At 64.6% G+C, this 19,725-nt stretch carries 17 protein-coding genes; 9 read left to right on the forward strand and 8 right to left on the reverse strand.

The window, feature by feature from the left end; genetic code table 11:
* The first annotated feature begins 6 nt into the window (after positions 1-6).
* The 4 genes from V3388_RS02285 to V3388_RS02300 all read left to right on the forward strand — a co-directional run bounded on the left by V3388_RS02285 (position 7) and on the right by V3388_RS02300 (position 4,377).
* The gene (locus V3388_RS02285; RefSeq protein ID WP_336365897.1) at positions 7-1,491 is read left to right on the forward strand and encodes an FAD-linked oxidase C-terminal domain-containing protein; all 1,485 of its coding nucleotides are present in this window, start codon (positions 7-9) and stop codon (positions 1,489-1,491) included.
* On the forward strand, positions 1,484-2,551 hold the full coding sequence (gene glcE, locus V3388_RS02290; RefSeq protein ID WP_336365898.1) for a glycolate oxidase subunit GlcE: 1,068 nt from the start codon (positions 1,484-1,486) through the stop codon (positions 2,549-2,551). The genes V3388_RS02285 and glcE overlap by 8 nt, the downstream gene beginning before the upstream one ends.
* A 2-nt stretch (positions 2,552-2,553) precedes the next feature.
* Complete coding sequence (glcF, locus tag V3388_RS02295; RefSeq protein ID WP_336365899.1) at positions 2,554-3,762, forward strand: glycolate oxidase subunit GlcF; 1,209 nt, start codon at positions 2,554-2,556, stop codon at positions 3,760-3,762.
* A gap of 159 nt (positions 3,763-3,921) precedes the next feature.
* On the forward strand, positions 3,922-4,377 hold the full coding sequence (locus tag V3388_RS02300) for a DUF4124 domain-containing protein (protein ID WP_336365900.1): 456 nt from the start codon (positions 3,922-3,924) through the stop codon (positions 4,375-4,377).
* Between the two features lie 49 nt (positions 4,378-4,426).
* On the opposite strand, the gene rhtB is transcribed toward V3388_RS02300, so the two are convergent.
* Positions 4,427-5,050 carry a homoserine/homoserine lactone efflux protein gene (gene rhtB / locus V3388_RS02305; RefSeq protein ID WP_336365901.1) on the reverse strand — a complete coding sequence of 208 codons (624 nt, stop codon included), beginning with the start codon at positions 5,048-5,050 and terminating at the stop codon, positions 4,427-4,429.
* A 144-nt stretch (positions 5,051-5,194) separates the two neighbouring features.
* Between rhtB and V3388_RS02310 the strand changes: the two genes are divergently transcribed.
* Positions 5,195-6,385, forward strand: coding sequence for a multidrug effflux MFS transporter (locus V3388_RS02310; RefSeq protein WP_336365902.1), 1,191 nt, complete (start codon positions 5,195-5,197; stop codon positions 6,383-6,385).
* On the opposite strand, the gene V3388_RS02315 is transcribed toward V3388_RS02310, so the two are convergent.
* On the reverse strand, positions 6,361-7,326 hold the full coding sequence (locus V3388_RS02315; protein ID WP_336365903.1) for a calcium/sodium antiporter: 966 nt from the start codon (positions 7,324-7,326) through the stop codon (positions 6,361-6,363). The two genes, V3388_RS02310 and V3388_RS02315, sit on opposite strands and share 25 nt — an antisense overlap.
* A 264-nt stretch (positions 7,327-7,590) precedes the next feature.
* Between V3388_RS02315 and V3388_RS02320 the strand changes: the two genes are divergently transcribed.
* Positions 7,591-8,721, forward strand: coding sequence for a GGDEF domain-containing protein (locus tag V3388_RS02320; RefSeq protein ID WP_336365904.1), 1,131 nt, complete (start codon positions 7,591-7,593; stop codon positions 8,719-8,721).
* Positions 8,722-8,843: 122 nt separating this feature from the next.
* Positions 8,844-9,065 (forward strand): hypothetical protein, encoded by a 222-nt coding sequence (locus tag V3388_RS02325; RefSeq protein WP_336365905.1) that lies wholly within the window; start codon positions 8,844-8,846, stop codon positions 9,063-9,065.
* A 3-nt stretch (positions 9,066-9,068) separates the two neighbouring features.
* On the opposite strand, the gene V3388_RS02330 is transcribed toward V3388_RS02325, so the two are convergent.
* The 3 genes from V3388_RS02330 to V3388_RS02340 all read right to left on the reverse strand — a co-directional run bounded on the left by V3388_RS02330 (position 9,069) and on the right by V3388_RS02340 (position 13,602).
* A complete protein-coding gene (locus tag V3388_RS02330) occupies positions 9,069-10,742 on the reverse strand; it encodes a methyl-accepting chemotaxis protein (protein ID WP_336365906.1) in 1,674 nt (557 codons plus the stop codon).
* 221 nt (positions 10,743-10,963) lie between these two features.
* A complete protein-coding gene (locus tag V3388_RS02335; protein ID WP_336365907.1) occupies positions 10,964-12,502 on the reverse strand; it encodes a DHA2 family efflux MFS transporter permease subunit in 1,539 nt (512 codons plus the stop codon).
* The gene (locus tag V3388_RS02340) at positions 12,499-13,602 is read right to left on the reverse strand and encodes an HlyD family secretion protein (RefSeq protein ID WP_336365908.1); all 1,104 of its coding nucleotides are present in this window, start codon (positions 13,600-13,602) and stop codon (positions 12,499-12,501) included. The genes V3388_RS02335 and V3388_RS02340 overlap by 4 nt, the downstream gene beginning before the upstream one ends.
* Positions 13,603-13,704: 102 nt before the next feature.
* On the opposite strand from V3388_RS02340, the gene V3388_RS02345 reads away from it, so the two are divergent.
* Positions 13,705-14,337, forward strand: coding sequence for a TetR/AcrR family transcriptional regulator (locus V3388_RS02345; protein WP_336365909.1), 633 nt, complete (start codon positions 13,705-13,707; stop codon positions 14,335-14,337).
* A gap of 62 nt (positions 14,338-14,399) precedes the next feature.
* Here the strand turns inward: V3388_RS02345 and V3388_RS02350 are convergent, their stop codons facing one another.
* The 3 genes from V3388_RS02350 to V3388_RS02360 form a co-directional block, all read right to left on the reverse strand.
* Positions 14,400-15,701, reverse strand: a complete 1,302-nt coding sequence (locus tag V3388_RS02350) for a TRAP transporter large permease (protein WP_336365910.1) — start codon at positions 15,699-15,701, stop codon at positions 14,400-14,402.
* Positions 15,691-16,188: a TRAP transporter small permease gene (locus tag V3388_RS02355; protein ID WP_336365911.1), complete on the reverse strand. Its 498-nt coding sequence runs from the start codon at positions 16,186-16,188 to the stop codon at positions 15,691-15,693. The genes V3388_RS02350 and V3388_RS02355 overlap by 11 nt, the downstream gene beginning before the upstream one ends.
* A gap of 106 nt (positions 16,189-16,294) precedes the next feature.
* Positions 16,295-17,305 carry a DctP family TRAP transporter solute-binding subunit gene (locus tag V3388_RS02360; protein WP_336365912.1) on the reverse strand — a complete coding sequence of 337 codons (1,011 nt, stop codon included), beginning with the start codon at positions 17,303-17,305 and terminating at the stop codon, positions 16,295-16,297.
* 165 nt (positions 17,306-17,470) lie between these two features.
* On the opposite strand from V3388_RS02360, the gene V3388_RS02365 reads away from it, so the two are divergent.
* Positions 17,471-19,693 (forward strand): EAL domain-containing protein, encoded by a 2,223-nt coding sequence (locus V3388_RS02365; protein ID WP_336365913.1) that lies wholly within the window; start codon positions 17,471-17,473, stop codon positions 19,691-19,693.
* Positions 19,694-19,725 lie beyond the last annotated feature (32 nt).

Here is a 19,725-nt window from a genome sequence, read left to right on the forward strand (position 1 = left end):
CCGCTTATGAATACCAAGGCCAAGGCCAGCAAGGCCCAGCTGGCAGAACAGTTCCGGTCGTTTATCGACCCGGACTACGTGATCACGGACGACGAGACCCTCAAGCCCTACGAGTGCGACGGTCTGGCCATGTACCGCGAGATGCCCATGCTGGTGGTGCTGCCGGAAACCGTGGAGCAGGTGCAGCGGGTGATGCGCATCTGCCACGACAACGACGTGCCGGTGGTGGCCCGTGGCGCAGGCACCGGCCTGTGCGCGGGTGCCATGCCCCACAAGGAAGGGGTGGTGCTGTCCATGGCCAAGTTCAACCAGATCCTGAAGGTCGATCCGCTGGCCCGGACCGCGCGCCTGCAGCCGGGGGTGCGCAACCTCGCCATCAGCGAGGAGGCGGCTCAGTACGGCCTGTACTACGGCCCGGACCCGTCGTCGCAGATTGCCTGCACGATTGGCGGTAACGTGGCCGAGAACTCCGGCGGCGTGCACTGCCTCAAATACGGCCTGACCGTTCACAACCTGATGAGCGTGCAACTGGTGACCGCCGAGGGAGAACTGGTCACCCTGGGCAGCGCCGGCCTCGACAGCGCGGGCATGGATTTGCTGGCCCTGTTCACCGGCTCCGAAGGCCTGCTCGGCGTGGTCACGGAAGTGACCGTCAAGCTGCTGCCCAAGCCGGAAGTGGCCCGGGTGATCATGGCGGGTTTTGATAACATCGAAAACGCCGGCGACGCCGTGGGCTCGGTGATTTCCGAGGGTATTATCCCCGGTGGCCTGGAAATGATGGACAGCCACGCCATTGTTGCCGCCGAAGACTTCGTGCACGCGGGCTACCCGCGGGATGCCAAGGCGTTGCTGCTGTGCGAAGTGGACGGCACCGAAGAGGAAGTGGACGAGCACATTGCCGCCGTGGAGGGGCTGTTCCAGCGCCTCGGCGCCACCTCCATCCGCACCTCCCAGAGCGAGGAAGAGCGCGCGCTGCTGTGGAAAGGCCGCAAGGCCGCGTTCCCGGCGGTGGGCCGGATTTCCCCGGACTACTACTGCATGGACGGCACCATTCCGCGCCGTTACCTGGCGCATGTGCTGCTGGAAATGGAAAAGATGTCCGATCACTACGGCCTGCGGGTGGCCAACGTGTTCCACGCCGGCGACGGCAACCTGCACCCGCTGATTCTGTTCGATGCGAACGTGCCCGGTGAGTTCGAAAAAACCGAGGCGTTCGGCAGCAGCATCCTGGAGCTGTGCGTCAAGGTCGGTGGCTGTATTACCGGCGAGCACGGTGTTGGCGTCGAGAAGATCCGGCAGATGGCGGTGCAGTTCAACGACGAGGAACTCCAGCAGTTCCACGACGTCAAGGCCGCGTTCGATCCCACCGGTATCCTGAACCCGGGCAAGGGCGTGCCCACGCTCCGGTTCTGCCAGGAATACCGGTCCATCGACCACAAACAGCCGCCTCAACCCTCTCAACCGGAACCCACGGACGCTGCCCATGGCTGATCTGACCCAATCGTTGCAGGAGCAAGTGCTCCAGGCCCGCAGCAACGGGCGCAAGCTGAACATCGTTGGCGGTGGCACCAAGGCCTTCCTCGGCCGTGACGCCGACGCCGATGCGGATACCCTCAGCCTGGCCGAACACACCGGCGTGGTGGAATACCATCCGGTGGAACTGGTACTGACCGTTCGCGCCGGCACCACTCTGACGGAGATCGACGCGGTGCTGGCCGAACAGGGCCAGTGCCTGCACTTTGAACCGCCGCGTTTTGGCGATGCCACCACCATTGGCGGTACCCTGGCGGCGAACCTGTCCGGCCCGGCACGGCCCTGGACCGGTTCAGTGCGGGACCAGGTGCTCGGTGTGCGCCTGCTGAACGGTAAGGGCGAGCACCTGCGCTTTGGCGGGCAGGTGATGAAAAACGTCGCCGGCTACGACGTCTCCCGGCTCCAGGCCGGTGCCATGGGCACCCTGGGCGTGATTACCGAGATCAGCCTGAAGGTGCTGCCGAAACCCGCCGCCACCGTCACTCTGGTGGAGGAGATGTCCCTGGCGGAGGCCATTCCCTACATGAACCGGCGGGCCGGTGAGCCCAAGCCCATCAGTGGCGCCTGCTGGTGGGACGGCAAGGTGTACCTGCGTCTGTCCGGCGCCCGGTCTGCCGTCGATGCCACGGCCCAGAAATGGTCCGGTGAGGTTCTGGCGGACGCCGATGCCTTCTGGCAGCAGGTCCGGGATTTTCAGCACCCGATGCTGGCGGACACAGACTCGCCCCTGTGGCGGTTCTCCGTAGGCGCCACGGCGGACTTGCCGGAGCTGGACGGGCAGTGGCTGGTGGATTGGGCCGGCGCCCAGCGCTGGTACCGGGGACCGGCCACCATGACCGACCTGGAGCCGATCGCCCGGCGCGCGGGCGGACAGGTCAGCCTGTTCCGGGGCGGCGACCGCTCCGCCGAGGTGTTCCCGACCCAGCCGGACGCCCTCAAGGCGATTCAGCGCCGGGTGAAATCCTCGTTTGATCCTGACGGCCTGTTTAATCCCGGCCGTCTCTATCGCTGGTTGTAATCATGCAGACGAATCTCGTTCAACAATTTGCCAATACCGCCGAAGGTCAGGAGGCCGAATCCATTCTGCGGGCCTGCGTGCACTGCGGTTTCTGCACGGCCACCTGCCCGACCTATCAGGAGCTGAACGACGAGCGTGACGGCCCCCGTGGCCGCATCTACCTGATGAAGATGTTCCTGGAGGGGCAGGAGATCACGGAGAAAACCCGGGATCACCTGGACCGTTGCCTGACCTGCCGCAGCTGTGAGACCACCTGCCCGTCGGGCGTCCAGTACGGTCGCCTGGTAGACATCAGCCGGGGCCTGATTGAAAAAGAGCTGCCCCGTGCGCCGAAGGACAAATGGCTGCGCTGGGCGCTGGCCCGGGTCATCCCCAACCGTCGGCTGTTTGGTTTCCTGCTGAAACTGGGCCAGACGTTCCGCCCGATCCTACCCGGCGCCCTGCGCACCAAGGTGCCGCCGGCCAAGACGGCACGGCCCTGGCCGGCGGGCAGCCATAACCGGGTGGTGCTGGCCCTGGCTGGCTGCGTCCAGCCGTCCGCCACGCCCAACACCAACGCGGCGGCCGCACGAGTGCTGGATCGTCTGGGCATCACCATGGTCGAGGCGCCGGAGGCCGGCTGCTGTGGCGCGGTGAACTATCACCTGTCCGAGCACGAGAAAGGCCTGGAGCGGATGCGCCAGAACATCGACGCCTGGTGGCCGGCTATTGAAGCGGGTGCCGAAGCCATCATCATGACCGCGTCCGGCTGTGGCGCCATGGTGCAGGACTACGGCCACCTACTGAAGGACGATCCGGCCTATGCGGCTCGGGCGGCGAAAGTCAGCGAACTGTGCATTGACCTGGGGGCGTTCCTGCTCAAACAGGACCTGGAGCCCCTGAAGGTGGCCCAGAGCCCTGGCAAGGTGGCGTTCCATTGCCCCTGCACGCTGCAGCACGCGATGAAGCAGAGCGGCGTGGTGGAGCAGGTGCTGACCCGCGCCGGCGTTGAGCTGGCACAGACCAAAGACAAACACCTGTGCTGCGGCTCGGCCGGCACCTATTCGGTGACCCAGCCGGAGATGAGCCAGAAGCTGCTGGCCAACAAGCTTAAGGCCCTGACCATCGACAATCCGGACCGCATCGTCACGGCCAACATCGGCTGCCAGATGCATCTGGAGACCAAGGCCCAGGTGCCCGTGCAGCACTGGATTGAGCTGCTGGACCGGTAAACGCGTTTTGATCACCTGAATTCCGGCTGACCCCGGACCCGGGGGCGGGCGCAGGATGCGTTCCGCCCCCTTCTTTTTTTTGGCGGAGCCCAGGCGTTTTCCCCGGGTCGCCCTGGCCGCTATACTGCCCGCTCATTCAAAAACCACAGGATGTGGACCATGTTGCCAAGGACGCTGGCGCCCGCCGTGTTTTGCCTGCTGTTTTCCCCCGCCGCACTCAGTGCGATCTATCAATGGACCGATGCCTCCGGCGCGGTGCATTTCTCCGACCAGCCACCCCGCCCGGGCAGCGGCCAGGCCGCGGTGCCGGCGACGGCCATTGAACTGAACGCACCCTCGGTGGTGCCGATGTCCGATAACCTGGGGCAGTCCCGCCGGGTCAGTGCCACCCGCCGTTCGGTGGAGGGCCTGCTGGCCCGCCCCAAGGGCACCGGGCGCACGTCGGCTGGCCCGAGCCGCGAGGCTCAACAAGCCACCTGCGACGGCTACCGCAAACGCTTGGCCCGCATCCAGAGCCGCCTGCGAGCCGGGTACAGCGTGTCCCAGGGCAACCGCCTGCGGCAACAGCGCCGGGAAGCCAGCCAGGCTTACAGCCGGGAATGCATTCTGAACTGAATGGCGAACGCTGACGCCGGTCCTGCTGGACCGGTCGCCCGACCCCGTCTCAGGCGGTCCGCTTGAAGCTCGCCAGAACCACGGCGGCGGTCACAAACAGGCTGCCAAACAGGCGGTTCATCTGCCGCTGGCGGGCGGGGGTGGTCATGAACCGGAACAGCTTGCTGGCCAGCAGCGCGTAGCCGGACATCACCACGCAATCCACCAGAATCAGGGTGGCGCCCATGGTGGCCAGTTGTGGACCCTGGGGCGCGCCGGCGGACAGAAACTGGGGGAACAGGGCAATCAGAAATACCGTCGCCTTGGGGTTGGTGAGATTCACCAGTACGCCGTTCCAGAATTGCTGGCGGTGGCTGGCGGCGGGTGCATCCTCACTGCCTGCGGCGATAACGGGCTCCCGCCACTTCTGAATACCGAGCCAGATCAGGTAGGCTACCCCGGCCCACTTGATCACCATGAGTGCGGTCGTGGAGGATGCCACCAGCGCGCCCAGACCGGCCCCCACCATCACAATCTGCAGGCCATAGCCGACCTGTTGGCCAAGGATGACCGACGCCGACCGCCGCAGGCCAAAGCGCAGGCCATTGCTCATGGAGTTCACGGCGCCGGCGCCGGGGGACAGGCTGATCAGCAGGGCAGCCATAAGGAAGGTGAGCCAGACGGTCAGGGTCATAGTGACGGGTTCCGGTAATCCGAAGGTTTGAATCGGTACGTGGGCTGATAGAGGGTGATAGACTCCACGGTTTTGATCGTAAACTAACAAATTCAGGCCTGCCAAGTCCCAGGCCTTTCTATCCTGTTTCCGGAGTCGTTGATCTTGCCGCACTTTCAACTTGCGATTCTGTTGGGCATGACCGTGGCCCTCGGTCCACTGGCCCTGGACGCGTACCTTCCGGCGTTTCCCAGCATTGCCGGCACCCTGGGCATCGCCCACGGCCAGGTGGGCTTGACCCTGAGCGCGTACGTGGCCTCCCTGGGGCTGGCGCAGCTTGTGGGCGGGCCGCTGTCTGACCGCTACGGCCGGCGGCTGATCCTGATGGCGGGCCTGACCGTGTTCGCCGGCGCCTCCCTGATGGTGTCCCAGTGCCAGAGCCTGCACGAGATGATGGGCTGGCGGTTGATCCAGGGCATTGGCGGCGCCTTCTGTGCGGTGTCCGTGCCGGCGATCGTGCGGGACCAGACCAGTGGGCAGGACGCCGCCCGGCTGTTCGGCATGATCGGCCTGGTGATGTTCATTGCGCCGGCGCTGGCGCCCTCGATGGGCTCCCTGATGCTGGCCATCGCGGACTGGCCGGCGATCTTCTGGACCCTGTCGGGCTACGCCGTGCTGCTGGCGCTCGTGCTTAATCTGGCCCTGTTCCGTCGGCTGCCGGTGAGGGCGCCGGTGCGGACCCCGCTGAGTACGCTGGTGACCAATTACTCGCTGGTTCTCCGGCACCCGGTGACCATGCGTTTCATCGGGCTCCAGTCTCTGTGCTTCAGTGCCATGCTGGTGTTCATCACCAACGCGTCCTACATCTATCAGGACTGGTTCGAGCTAAGCCGCAGCGCCTTCTCGGCACTATTTGCGGCCAATATCGCGCTGATGGCGACGTTGAACCTGCTCAACCGCTGGCTCCTTCAGCGTTTTGAATCCGTGACAATCCTGCGGGCGGTTGTGGCGGTGCAGGCGCTGGCGATTTCGGCCCTCGTTCTGGTCAGTTGGGCCGGCCTGCCGGTGTGGGCAGTCGCCGCCTGCATCATCGCCAGCGTGGGCTGTATGGGGGCGATTGTGCCGAACAGCATGGCCAACGCCCTGGAGTTCTTTCCCCACCTGAGCGGCACCGCCGCCGCCATGCTGGGGGCCACCCAGTTTACCGTTGCCGGGCTGATCAGCGCGCTCTCCACGGTGATCTTCGGTGAGTCCCTGTTGGCCATCGTCGGCACCATGGCTGCCTGCGTGTTTCTGGCTCTGTCACTGGCCCTGGGCGCGCCGGCTGCTGTTCAGAAGGCGGTTGCTGCCAGATAGCCCGTGTACCCGATGAAGGTGGCCAGCAACAGGCCGCCTTCGACGCGATTGATGCGCCCCGGCCCGCGGAACCCGTAGCCGATGACGAACAATGCCAGGGTCAGGGCGGTCATCACCGGCAGGTCCCGCACCAGAATGTCGTCGGGTACCCGCATCGGATGGATCAATCCGGCGATACCTACCACCGCCAGGGTGTTGAACAGGTTGGAACCCAGAATGTTGCCCAGGGCCAGGTCGTGCTCGCCTTTTCGGGCGGCCAGAATCGACGACGCCAGCTCCGGCAGGGACGTGCCTACCGCGACAATGGTCAGGCCGATGAACAGATCACTGACGCCAAAACCGTGGGCCACTGCCACCGCGCCCCAAACCAGCAGGCGCGAACTCAGAATCAGCAGCACCAGCCCAGTCACCAGCCAGAACAGGGCCGGCCGCAGCGGCATGGGGTGGGCCGCCAGTTCGTCGCCTATGTCGGCGGCCAGGGCGTCGTCCGGCCTGGACCGGCCGGTCCAGATGCTCCATCCCAGCAGCGCGGCAAACACGACCATCAGGCTCACCGCATCCCAGCGGCTCAGCCAACCGTCCAGCAACTGCCAGGCAGCGCCCAGGGTCACCAGAGTCAGCACCGGGAGCTCTTTTCGCATGACCTGGGAGTGCACGGCGATGGGAGCCATCAGCGCGGTAATCCCCAGGATCAGCGCAATATTGGTGATGTTCGAGCCATAGGCGTTACCCAGCGCCAGCCCCGGATTGCCCTGGGAGGCGGCGAGCGCTGAGACAACCATCTCCGGTGCGGAGGTGCCAAAGCCCACGACAATCATGCCGATCAGCAGCGGCGGCATGCCAAAGTGCCGGGCCGCGGCTGCTGAGCCATCCACAAACCGATCGGCGCTCCAGACCAGCAGTGCGAGTCCGGCGACGATGGCAATCAAAGGCATTAACATCGGTAGATTCCTTCTAACCCTGGGGCCGGCCATGGGAGCCGGAATGGCGCCATTGAACGGCAGGCTGTTCCGGGGTGCAATTACCCAGAACTACCTATGGCGCCCGCGAGGCCTCTGGCGCGCCAGATATTCCCCGGGCCTGGAGGTCAGGAGCGCCGTTGCCCGGAACGGGCGTCAGTGCGATGATCACGGGAACCAATAACAAGAACCGAAACGATTGACGGTGTCTTGGCCGTCGTCGAGCGACCCCGGGGGTGTCAGGACGTGTTCATCAAGGTCTCGAAGGGGTTGGCCGACCCGGCCATGCCCATTGGCCGCACCCGGCTGTCGGTGCTGATTGGCGCCGCGCTCATTCTGCTGTTCATGATCGCCGATCTCGAGCTGCTGCCTGCCCGGTTGCACGATGTCTATGTGTTTAACCGGCTGGCCATTCAGTTGCCCCTGGTGCTGGCGCTGCTGGCCTTCAGCTTTCATTCTGCCTTTCACCGATTCTGGCCGGTGGCGGTGCTGCTCACCATCGTCGGGCTGACATACGCGAACTACGGGCTGATTTATCAGTGCTGGGTGAAGGCCTCATTCAACTTTCCCTACGAGGGGACCCTGCTCTACGCCTTTTTCGGTTTCTTTGTCATCGGGCTGTCGTTTCGCTACGCCCTGGCCCTGATGCTGGTCAGCTCCATCGGGTTTATCGCGCTGACGGCGGCCCTGCCGATCTACGGTGACCGCACGGCCATCGCCAACGGGTTTGTCGTCGGCTCCCTGTTTATCGGTGTGATTGGCCGGTACGGCATTGATTCCCTGATGCACCAGCTCCAGAGCGCCAACGAGCAGTTGGTTGCCCTGAGCACCACCGATCCTCTTACGGGGCTGCTGAACCGGCGGGCGCTCATGGACGATGCCGGCGCCCTGTTGTCGGTCGCCCAGCGATCCGGCCAGAGCGTGGGCGTGTTCATGCTGGATATTGATCATTTCAAGCAGTTCAACGACGGATACGGCCACCAGGCGGGCGACCGGATCATCGCGGATCAGGGCCGAACCCTGGCGTCGGTGTTCCAGCGGGCGGGAGACGTGATCGGCCGTTACGGCGGGGAGGAATTCCTCGTGGTGGTGTCGGGGCTTGGCCTTGATACCTGCGAGCGCAAGGCTCTGGAACTGCTGCGTTACTGGCGGGGCCAGGCGGTTGCCAACGAGCAGGCGCCGGCGCCGGGTATTGTGACCTGTTCGGTGGGTGTCTGCTGGCTGGCCCCCGGATTTGACGTGTCTCTGGACGAGGCCATCCGGCAGGCCGATGAAGCGCTGTACCGCGCCAAGGCTCGGGGTCGGAATGCCGTGGAGGTGGTGGCGGACGCGGTATCAGCGAGAGCTGAGCGAGCCAGTGCCTTCACGAAACGGTAACGCTGACCTGTTGGTATAGGGCCCCATCACGGACGAGCCGGTCGCGGTCTGCCCAGGCCCGCTGCCCCACCTCAGGATGAGATCCACCCCGCTCAGCAAACGAAGGTGCCACAGTGTCGGCGATGAATGATGTTCTCCGATCCGTTGCGGTTCAGACGCTCTGGCAAGGGGAGGCGGTCGAGTTGCTGGCCATTGGCCAGACGGATGAGACCGGCTACCTCTCGCCGGGCTATTTTGAAGTGCGGCTCGCGGATGGCGCCGTGCTTTACCAGACCCGCAGCCGCAACGCCGCCCACCATTATCTGACGCTGCTGCTGGGGGCCGATCAGGCGTTCGCCGCCTGAACCTCAGCCGGTGCGGAACCGCTCCACAAGGGTCGACAGGGCCTCGGCGTTAGCGAGCAGGGTTTCCGCCGAGACATTGCTCTCGCGGCCCTTCTCGCTGGTTTCCTTGGATTTGTCGGAGATGGTCACCAGCCGCTGGGTAATGTCTTCGCAGACGCTGGTCTGTTCCTCGGAGGCGGACGCCACCTGCTCGTTCATCTGATTGATCTGGCCGATGGCGTCGACCACCCGTTCAATGGCTTCCACCGCCTCCTGATTCGCGCTCAGCGCCTTGCCGCTGCGCTCGGTGGAGGTGCGGATGGACTGTACCGCTGCGGACGCTTTTTTGGTGAGGTCGGTGATGGTGTTGGCGATTTCCTCGGTGCTCTTCTGGGTCTTCTGGGCCAGGTTGCGGACTTCATCCGCCACCACCGAGAAGCCCCGACCGTGCTCGCCGGCCCGGGCCGCCTCAATGGCCGCGTTCAGGGCGAGCAGGTTGGTCTGCTCGGCAATCGCATTGATCACCTGGATCACGGTGTTGATGGAATCCACCCCTTTGCCCACTTCCTCAACCTCATAGGCCGAGGCGCCGATGTCGTTGTTCAGGGCGTTCATCTCGGCCGCGGCGTTGGCGATGATTTCCTTCGAGCGGGTGGTCTCCTTGGAGGCCTCGGAAGCGGAGCTGGCGGCACTGGCGGCACTGGCCGAAATCTCGCTGGCGGCCGACGTCATCTCGGTCACCGCGGTGGCGACCTGGTCGGTTTCCGCGTCCTGATCGCTGACCAGCCGGGACAGCGCGGTGGTGTGCCGGGTAATGGTCTCGGCGTTCTGGTGGGTGAGGGCGGAGTTTTTCTTTACGTCCTGGATCAGGCCCGCGAGCAGGGCCATGAAGGTGTTGATGTGCTCCGCCAGTTGCCCCAGTTCGAAGCGGTCGTTGACCGTGACCCGGGTCGTCAGGTCGGCGTCGCCGGCCGAGAGCTGCTCCACCGATCGGGAAATGCTGGCGATGGGCCGGCTGATGGTCAGGCTGATGGCGTAGCCGATGATGCCGGCCAGGATCACCACCAGGGCGGCGATACCGGCGAACGTGGCGTTGCTGGCCTGCACGCTGCTGCGGCCCGCCTCGGACAGGCTGTTCAGCACGGTGGACACGTCGTCCAGGTAGAAGCCCGTGCCCAGCATGATGCCCCAGCGATCCAGGTAGATGGAGTAGGACTCCTTCGGTTCGGCTTCTGAGTCGTCCTTGCCCGGGCGCGGGAACCAGTAGGTGTAGTACCCGTCCCCATTTTTGGCGGCGTTCACCAGCCCGCGCACCAGGTAGTTGCCCCGCTTATCCTGGAGGTCCCAGAAATTCTCGCCAAGGCCCTTGTCCGACTGGCCCAGCAGCACGCGCTTGCCGTCGTCCGTGTAACCGAAAATGTAGCCGCTGTCGCCGAACTTCAGGTTGCGCAGGATCGGCAGGGCATCGTCCAGGGAGCCGCCGTTCTCGTAGATGTGCTTGATGGACGCGTAGGTCATGTCCATCAGCTCCTTGAGTTCCTTGCGCTGCAGGTCGGTGACGCTCGATTCGACGCTCGCCATTTCACTGTCGACCAACTGGCCGGTCTGGTAGCGGACGGTAAAGAACAGTGCGACGGCCATCAGGATGACCGGCAAGAGCGCCAGGATGAGTAGTCGGTTTCGGATGGAGATGGGCATGGTGGTTTCAGAACCCGTTGACGTGGTTGTTGTGCCGCGCCGGCGCGGCATCGAAATTGACCGCACCGGCGCTGTCCGTGCCTGACTGTCCGCTCCCTGATGTTCAGTATATCGGCGATTGGCCGAAGGCCTTTAACCAGTCATGTTTCGGAATGTGTTTACCTGTAACCGGTTCTGGCATGTCGCCTGAGGGCGGCCGTGGCGAGCCGGGAAAACGGCGGTCAGTGCCCGCCGCTGGCGCCTGCCCTGGGCGGATTCATGAACAACAGCAGGGGGACGGCCACCAGGTAAATGATGCCCATCCACAGGAAGATGTCGTTGAACGCCATGGTCTGGGCTTCCGTGCCGATCCGCTGGGCCAACAGGGCCACCGCCCCCGCCTGAGGGTCTGGAGAGGCGCCGGTGAGCGTGAGTTGAAGGCTTTGCAGCCGTTCGAGCACCACCTCACGCCCGGTATCGATGTGGGGAATCAGCGCGTTCCAGTGCACGTCGAACTGGACGTCCCGGGTGGTGTCCAGCATGGCCAGGCCAACGGCGCCGCCGAGGTTACGCAACACGTTGAACAGCCCGCTGGCGTTGCCCACCTCGTGCTTGGGCAGGGTGCCGAGGGCAATCCGGGTGATGGGAATGATACAGAGCACCAGCCCGATACCCCGGATAACCTGCGGCCAGAAGAAGTAGTCGTAGCCGGCCTGGCTGTCCAGCGTGGAGTTCATCGCCGTTCCAATCCCCACACAGGTCAGGCCGACCGCCAGGAGAATGCGGGGGTCCATGTAGTCCGACGCCCGCCCGGCCACCGGCGCGAAACAGAACATGGCGGCGCCGGTGACAAACATGATCTCCCCGATCTGCAGGGCGTTGTAGTGGCGGACCACGCCAAAGAACTGGGGCATCAGGTAGGTGAGCCCGTACAGGGCGATGCCGACACAGAACCCGAGGCCGGCGCCGATGGCAAAGTTGCGGTTGCGGAACGCCCGGAGGTCCACGATCGGGGTCTCCACGGTCATCACGCGGACGAAAAACGCCACCGCGGCAACCACGGTCACGAGGCTCAGGGAGCGGATCAGGGTGCTGTCGAACCAGTCGTCGCCGGGACCTTCTTCCAGCACGTATTCCAGGCAGCCAAGAAACGTCGCCATCAGGGCCAGGCCGACCACGTCCAGCCGGCGAATCAGGCGCCGGTCACCGGTGTCGATGTCCAGCGTGTTCCAGACCGCAACACTCACGAGGATGCCCGGCAGCACGTTGACAAAGAACAGCCAGTGGTAGCTCAGGGTCTGGGTGATCAGGCCTCCGACGGTCGGCCCAATGGATGGGGCCATGGTGGCGACCAGCCCCATCACCGCCTGAACCATGCCAAGCATGCGGCTGGGGAACACCGAAAAGCTGACCGCGTAGGCAATGGGGATCATGGCGCCCCCGAGGAATCCCTGCAGGGCCCTCAGGGCCACCAGCACGGGCAGGGACGTTGCCAGGGCGCAACCGACGCTGGCCAGCGTGAAACCCGCGCAGGACAGCACAAAAGCCACCCGGGTGGACAAAATGCGGGTGAGCATACCGGACAGGGGAATCATGATCACTTCGGCGATCAGGTAGGCGGTCTGCACCCAGGAAATCTGGTCCCGGGTGGCGGACACACCGGCCTGGATCTCGTTCAGGGAACTGGCGACGATCTGGATGTCCAGAATCGCCATGAACATGCCGAAAACAACGGCGATAAACCCGATGCGCTGCTTCCAGCTGGGCACCTGCTCGCTCACGGCTGCGACGGTCCTTCCTGGGCCTCGGCCTTGTGGGCAGGGCTGGCGGAGCGATAGCTGTCGCCGCTCGCGGGCTCTCGCGTGTCGACCGCCGGGATGACCGACAGGCCCGGCCGGAGTTTGGGCAGTGCCTCGGCCGGCCCGGTCAGGCGAATGCGTACGGGCACTTTCTGGACGATCTTGTTGAAGTTCCCCGTGGCGTTATCCTGGGGCAACAGGCTGAACTGGGTGCCGGTCCCCGGTGAGAGGCTGTCGACCACGCCTTCAAACACCTGATCCGGGTAGGCGTCCACGTGCACCTCCACCGGCTGGCCGATGGCCATGCGGCCAATCTGGGTTTCTTTGAAGTTGGCCACCACGTAAACATGGGGAATGGGCACCAGGTGCAGCAGGGTACGGGCCGGTTGTGCCATGGCGCCGGTCTCGACCGTCAGGTCGCCGACCACGCCGTCCGACGGCGCCCGAATCACGGCTTTGGCCAACTGATCGGTCGCGTCGGCCAGATTCGCCTGGGCTTGCACCAGCTGGGCCTCAGCGCTGTCGATGTCGGACTTGAGCACCGGCATTCTGAGCCGTTCCGCCGCCAGCGTTGCCTCAGCGGCCTTGCGCCGGGCCACGGCCACCGCGTAATCCGCCTCGGCGTTCTGTAGCGTCTGCTCCGAGCTGTAGTTCCGGGCCTTCAGGGCTTTGGCGCGCCCCAGGTTCAGTTGGGCGCGGTGTTCCTCCGCCTGGGCGGAGTCAACGTTGGATTGCGCCTGCGCGATGCGGGACTGCTGCAGCGCTACCTGTTGCCGGGCTTTGGTGAGCGTTGATTGGGCCAGGTCCACGTTGGCGGCAGCGGCGTTCTGGCGGGCTTTCAGGCCCGTATTGTCCAGGGTCACCAGCACATCACCCTGGTGAACACGCTGGTTTTCGGCCACCGGAATGCTCGTGATACGGGCGCTGATATCGGGCTGGATGGCCACGGAATCGGCCCGTAGATAGGCGTTGTCGGTTTCCTCGATAAACCGGCCGACCCGGTACCAGTGCACCGCGTACGGGGCCCCGGCGATCAGCAGGACGATGACGAGGCCGGCGGCGCTCAGTTTTTTGACGGTCACATTCCACCTCGAAGCGTAATCAGTGTTACACTTCGAGAGTGTAATGGATGTTACACTTAGTGCAAGTGGTATTCTGTCGGTGAGTCAAAATTGGAGCGTTGCATGACGTCTGCGGTTTCCATTAAAGCGATGACCCCTCGCGGCCGGGAGCGCGCCGAGCGCATACTTGCGGCGGCCACGGCGGTGTTTCTTGAGCAGGGCTATGGCGCCGCTACCATGGGTGAAATTGGTCGGCGGGCGGGCGGTTCCATGCAGACGCTGTATCGCCTGTTTGGCAGCAAGGAAGGATTGTTTCAGGCCATCATGGCGCAGAAAGGCGCCACGGTGTACGGCCAGATGGAAGACCCCGCCATTTATGAAAAGCCGCCAGAGCAGGCACTGTTTGAGCTGGGGATTCGGCTGAACGAGTTGATCCTGAATCCGGAAACCCTGGCGACGCACCGGATCGTCATGCTTGAGGGGCCGCATCATCCGGAACTGCAGCGCATCTTTCACGACAGCGGCCCAGGCCGTACCCGCCAGGTGCTGGCCCGGTATTTTGCGGCGGAGTGCCAGCGGGGACGGCTACGGCTGGCCAATGTGGACGCCGCCGCCGGCCAGTTCCTGGACATGGTGAAAGGCGCCTATTTTCTGCCGGCCATCCTTGGGCGCCTCGACGCCAGTACCGAAATCGACATTCCCGGCTCGGTGCGCCAGGCGGTCGATATTTTCCTCTACGGCGCGCTCACCCGCTGAGCGCCCGACAGTCCCTGCCCTCAAGTCCAAGCCCAAGCCCAAGCCCTGGCCGCAGACGGCGGTCAGGGCCCGACGACGTACCCCAGGGATGCCGGCAGCCACAGGGCGATGGCCGGGAACGCCATCACCAGCAGCAGGCTCACCAGCATGGCGCCGATGAACACCAGCGACCAGCCGACGGTGTGTTCCAGTCGAATATTGGCAATGCGGGTGGTGACCATCAGGTTTACCGCCACCGGCGGCGTAAACTGCCCAATGGCGATGTTCATGGCCAGCAGGATGCCGAACCAGACCGGGTTCCAGCCAAAGTGATTCATCATCGGCAGCACGATGGGAATCAGGATCAGGTAGATGGAAATGGCGTCCAGCAGCATGCCGGCAATCAGTACCAGCACCATGACCAATCCCAGCAGCACCCAGCCGTTGTCGGACAGGGACAGCAGCGCGTTGGCCAGGTGGCCGAAGGTGCCCAACGTGGTGCCGGCCCAGGCAAAGATGCCCGCCAGGGCGATGATGAACATCACCACGCCGGAGGTCAGCGCCGCCTCGCTCATCAATTGCCACAGGTCCTTCAGGCTGAGATTTCGGTACACCAGGCACCCCACCACCAGGCCGTAAGCGACCGCCACCACGGCGGCTTCCGTGGGGGTGAACAGGCCGGAGCGGAGCCCGCCCAGAATGATGACCGGGGCAAACAGGGCCGGAATGGCCGCCTTGAAGCTGGGCCAGAGGGCCGGGCGCTCCACGGTGGCGGGATCTTCCCAGCGGTATTTGCGGGCGAAGAACAGGGCCGGCACCAGCAGCGACAGGCCGGCGAGGATGCCGGGGAACAAACCGGCGGCGAATAGCGCCCGCAGATCCACTCCCGGCACCACAATGGAATAGAGGATAAGCGCGATGGACGGCGGAATCAGGATGGCGGTGGACGAGGACGCCGCAATCAGCGAGGCCGAAAACGGCTTCGGATAGCCCGCCCGTTGCATGCTCGGCAGCATCACCATGGCCACCGCGGCGGCGTCCGCCGGCCCGGAGCCGCTCATGCCGCCCATGATCAGGCAGACCAGCACCGCCACCACCGTCAGCCCGCCGTGGCGGGGGCCGATCAGGGCCTGGGCAAAGCGCACCAGGCTGGCGGCCACGCCGGCCCGTTCGAAGATCAGGCCAGTGAGGATGAACAGGGGGATCGCTATCAGCGGGTATTTCGCCACGCTGTTGTAGGTGTTGGTGCCGAAGGTGCCGAGCATGGCCGGCGGCAGCCCCGCCACAATGCCCACCAGCCCGCCAAAGCCCAGGGCCATGGCCACCGGCACGCCCAGCAGCAGGGCGGCCAGGAACGCGATGATCATCAGCCAGTCAGGACTCATGAATCACCTCCGGCTCGGTTTTGCCCCGCAGGCGGTCCACCAGGTTCTGGGTGAGCCGGATCAGAATCGCCAGCGACAGCACCGGCAGCCAGATCACGTAGATCCAGTTGGGCAGGCCCAGCCCCGGTGACAGCGACTCCCACTGGTACTCCTGCCAGGCAAAGGTGCTCCCGTACCAGACCATCACGCCGAGCACTGCCACGCCCACCGCCCACTGCAGCACGTATACCGCCTTGCACAAGGCGGGCGGCAGCCAGTGCTCGATCAGTTCGATGCGGATGTGCTGGTTGTGCCGTGCGGCAACGGCAGCACCGCCGAAGGTGAGCAGTACCAGGCAGAACACCGAGAATTCCTCGGTGAAGGCGAAGGAAGCGTCCGTGGCGTAGCGGACAATCACGTTGCCAAGGCTGATCACACAGATAGCGGCAAGGGCCAGAGTGGCCAGCCAGGATTCCGGCTGGAAGGAGCGGGGACGGCGCGACGGCATGACAACTCCGGTGGTTCAGGGCGCGCCCGCCGGGTAGCGGGCGCGGAGCTGGCCGGCAGGCGCCGGCCAGGTTACAGGCCGATAACGGGGCTGGCCCGTTATCGGGTTACTGGGCGCGGTTGGCGACTGCGTCCTGGGCCTGCTTGACCAGGTCCTCGCCAATGCGGGGCGTCCAGGTGGTGTAGACGGACTGGGTCGCCTTCACGAACGCGTCGTGTTGGGCCTGGGTGAGCTCGGTGACTTCCACGCCGCGGGCCTTGATGGCGGCCAGGGTGTCATCCAGCTCGGCGCGGGACTTTTTGATTTCCCACTGGCCGGCGTCGATGGCGGCCTGCTTGAGCAGTGCCTGGTCTTCCGGGCTGAACTGGCTCCACACCTGGTTGCTTACCGCAAACACCAGCGGGTCTGCCATGTAGTGCCAGAGGGTCAGGTGGGTCTGGCCAACCTGATCGATGCGGGCCACGTCAAACACCGACAGCGGGTTCTCCTGGCCGTCTACCGCGCCGGTGGTCAGGGCCGGTTTCGCGTCCGCCCAGCTCATCTGGGTGGGGTTGGCGCCCAGGGTGGTGAAGGTGTCCTGGAACAGGGGAGAGCCTACTACGCGGATTTTCAGACCGTCCAGATCCTTGGGCTCGCTGATGGTGCGCTTGGAGTTGGACAGCTCCCGGAAGCCGTTCTCGCCCCAGGCGAGGGGCGTGACGCCGCGCTTTTCAATGGCGGCGAAGATCGCCTTGCCGGCGTCGCCCTGGGTGATCGCGTCGATGGCGGCGTAGTCCGGCATCAGGAAGGGCAGGGAGAACAGGTTCAGCTCCGGCACCTGGGGTGACCAGTTGATGGTGGAGCCCACGGCCATGTCGATCAGGCCCGAGCGCATGGCGGAGAACTCCTTGGTCTGATCGCCGGCCACCAGCTGGGAGTTGCTGTAGATCTTCATGTTAATGCGCCCGTCTGAGCGCTCTTTCACCAGCTCGACCCACTTGTCCGCCGCCTGGCCCCAGGGAAACGCTGAGGGCAGTACCGTCGAAACGGTGTACTCATCTTTATACTGGGCGTTGGAGGCGGAGCTGAACAGGACCGTGGCTGCGACGGCAGCCCACACAGAGCAACGTTTCAACATGTTGTTTTCCTTGTTTTTTCGTTTGGGTACTTCTACGAGAACGCGGCGATCAACCGGTGGGGAAGGCCGTCATCGATTATAGGAAGGCGCCAGACGGACTGCAAAACATGAGAAGGTCACTCACTGTATACGGCACGCCACTTCCCGATTATGCTGAGGGCCACCATGAGAGAAGAATTTGGTTTCCTCGAACTGCAGCAGCGCATTCACGAGCTGATCGCCCGTAACGCGCCGGTGCCCGACACCCTGGCGGACATTGCTCGCCTGGCGGAAACCCTGCTGCCCGGTGCCATCGTGTCGATCATGCGCTATGAGCCGGAGTCGGATACCCTGAACCTGGTGCCCAGCCCCCGGTTCTCCGCTCAGTTCACCGAATCCCTGCAGCGTATTCCCCTGGGGCCGGATAAAGGCACCTGTGGCACCGCCGCCCATCAGCGGTCCCTGGTGATCACCCGGGATATCCGCGAAGACCCGCGCTGGGATGGATATCACGACGTCGCCGAGAGCGAAGGCGTTCGGGCCTGCTGGTCCATGCCCATCGTCACCGGCGATGACGAACTGCTGGGCACCTTCGCCACCTATTACCGCAACCCGACCGCGCCCTCCGCCGAGGCTCAGGCCCATCTGGCCCGGGGCGCGGGCCTGGTGGCGCTGGCCTTTTTACGGGAGCGGGACCAGCGCGACCACCGGGCGCTTTCGGAGTGGCACCGGACGCTGTTCGAGAACCACCCGGACGGTGTCTACACCTTCAGCCTGGACGGCCTGTTCCGAAGCTGCAACGCCGCCCTCGAGCGCATCACCGGCTACCCGGAGAGCGCGATGCTCGGGCAGCATTTCCGGGGCTTTGTGGCGCCGGCCTATCAGGACCTGACCCAAGGCTATTTCGACCGGGCCTGCCAGGGCGAGGCGGTGACCTACGAGACCCGGGGCATCCACGCCAACGGCCACGAATACTTTCTGGAGATCACCAACTTCCCGGTGGTCATCGACGGCGAGATTGTCGGGGTCTACGGCGTCTGCCGCGACATCAGTCGCCGCAAGGACCGCGAGGCAAAGCTGGCGTTTCAGGCCAGCCACGATCTGCTGACCGGATTGCTCAACCAGGTGGCCTTCACCGAGGCTCTGACGGTCGCCGCGCAGACCTACCGGGAACAGCCCGGTCGGCTGGCGGCGGTTATGGTGAACCTGGATGGCTTTAAACCGATCAACGCCGAACTGGGCCATGTTGCCGGTAACGCGGTGCTGGTGGAGACCGCCCGACGCCTCAGCGAGGTTGTTTCACCGACCGAGTCGGGCCTGACCGTCGAGGCGGCACGGTTGGCCGGCGACGAGTTTGCCCTGCTGGTGCGGGACGTGGCCTCGGAAAGGCAGCTCCAGCGGTTAGCCGGCGCTTTGGTTCGTACTCTGGGTGAACCGTTCGAGGTGAATGGCCAGACCGTCTACCTGAGCGCGAGCATTGGTGTGGCTGGCAATACCCCGCCGGTGCGCGAACCTTTCGAACTGTTGCAGCGCGCCGACAGTGCATTGCAAAGGGCCCGCAGCCAGGGCCGTAATCTCTGGGCGTGGCACAGCGTTGGCGAATACGAGGAGCCGCGTCAGAGTGTGGGGCTGCGGACGGAGCTGCATCAAGCCCTTGAAGCGCAACAGTTTGACGTGCATTTCCAGCCGGTGGTGGACGCTCATTCTGGCCGGCTGTGCAGCGTTGAGGCCCTGGTGAGGTGGCGACATCCGACCCGGGGCCTGATCTTCCCGGGCGAGTTCATTCCGCTGGCGGAGCAGACCGGGCAGATTATTCCCCTGGGCCGCTGGATTCTGGGCCAGGCCTGCCGGGACATCGCTGAGCTGAACCGCAATCGGGAGCATCCGCTGACCGTGGCGGTGAACATCTCCTCCTTGCAGTTTCGGCGGGACGGCTTTCTGACCGATGTTCGCGCGGCGCTGGCCGACGCCGGACTGCCGGCGTCCTGCCTGGAGCTGGAAATTACCGAAAGCGTCCTGCTTGACGGGGTCGCGCCGATTCTTGAATTGATGGACGCGCTCCGGGAAATGGGCGTCCGCGTGGCCCTGGACGATTTCGGCACCGGGTTTTCCAGCCTCAGCTACCTGCGAGACCTGCCTGCCCAGAAGGTCAAACTCGACCGCAGTTTCATTCATCGGGCCCGCACCGATGCCCGAACCGCCGCCATCATTGACGGCGTCATCGCTATGGCCCATGCGATGAACATGGTGGTGGTCGCCGAGGGCATCGAAACCGGGGATGAATGGGACGAACTCGCGCGCCATCACTGTGACTTGCTGCAGGGTTTCCTGTTTGCCCGTCCGATGCCGGTGGCGGAATTGGCGTTGCTGCCGGAGCATTTGCCCGCGAACAGCGGCAGCCATCGTTAAGTTTCCTGGCAAGCGGTCGTGGTATCCTCCCG

The organism is Marinobacter sp. C2H3, from assembly GCF_037080155.1.
GTDB lineage: Bacteria > Pseudomonadota > Gammaproteobacteria > Pseudomonadales > Oleiphilaceae > Marinobacter.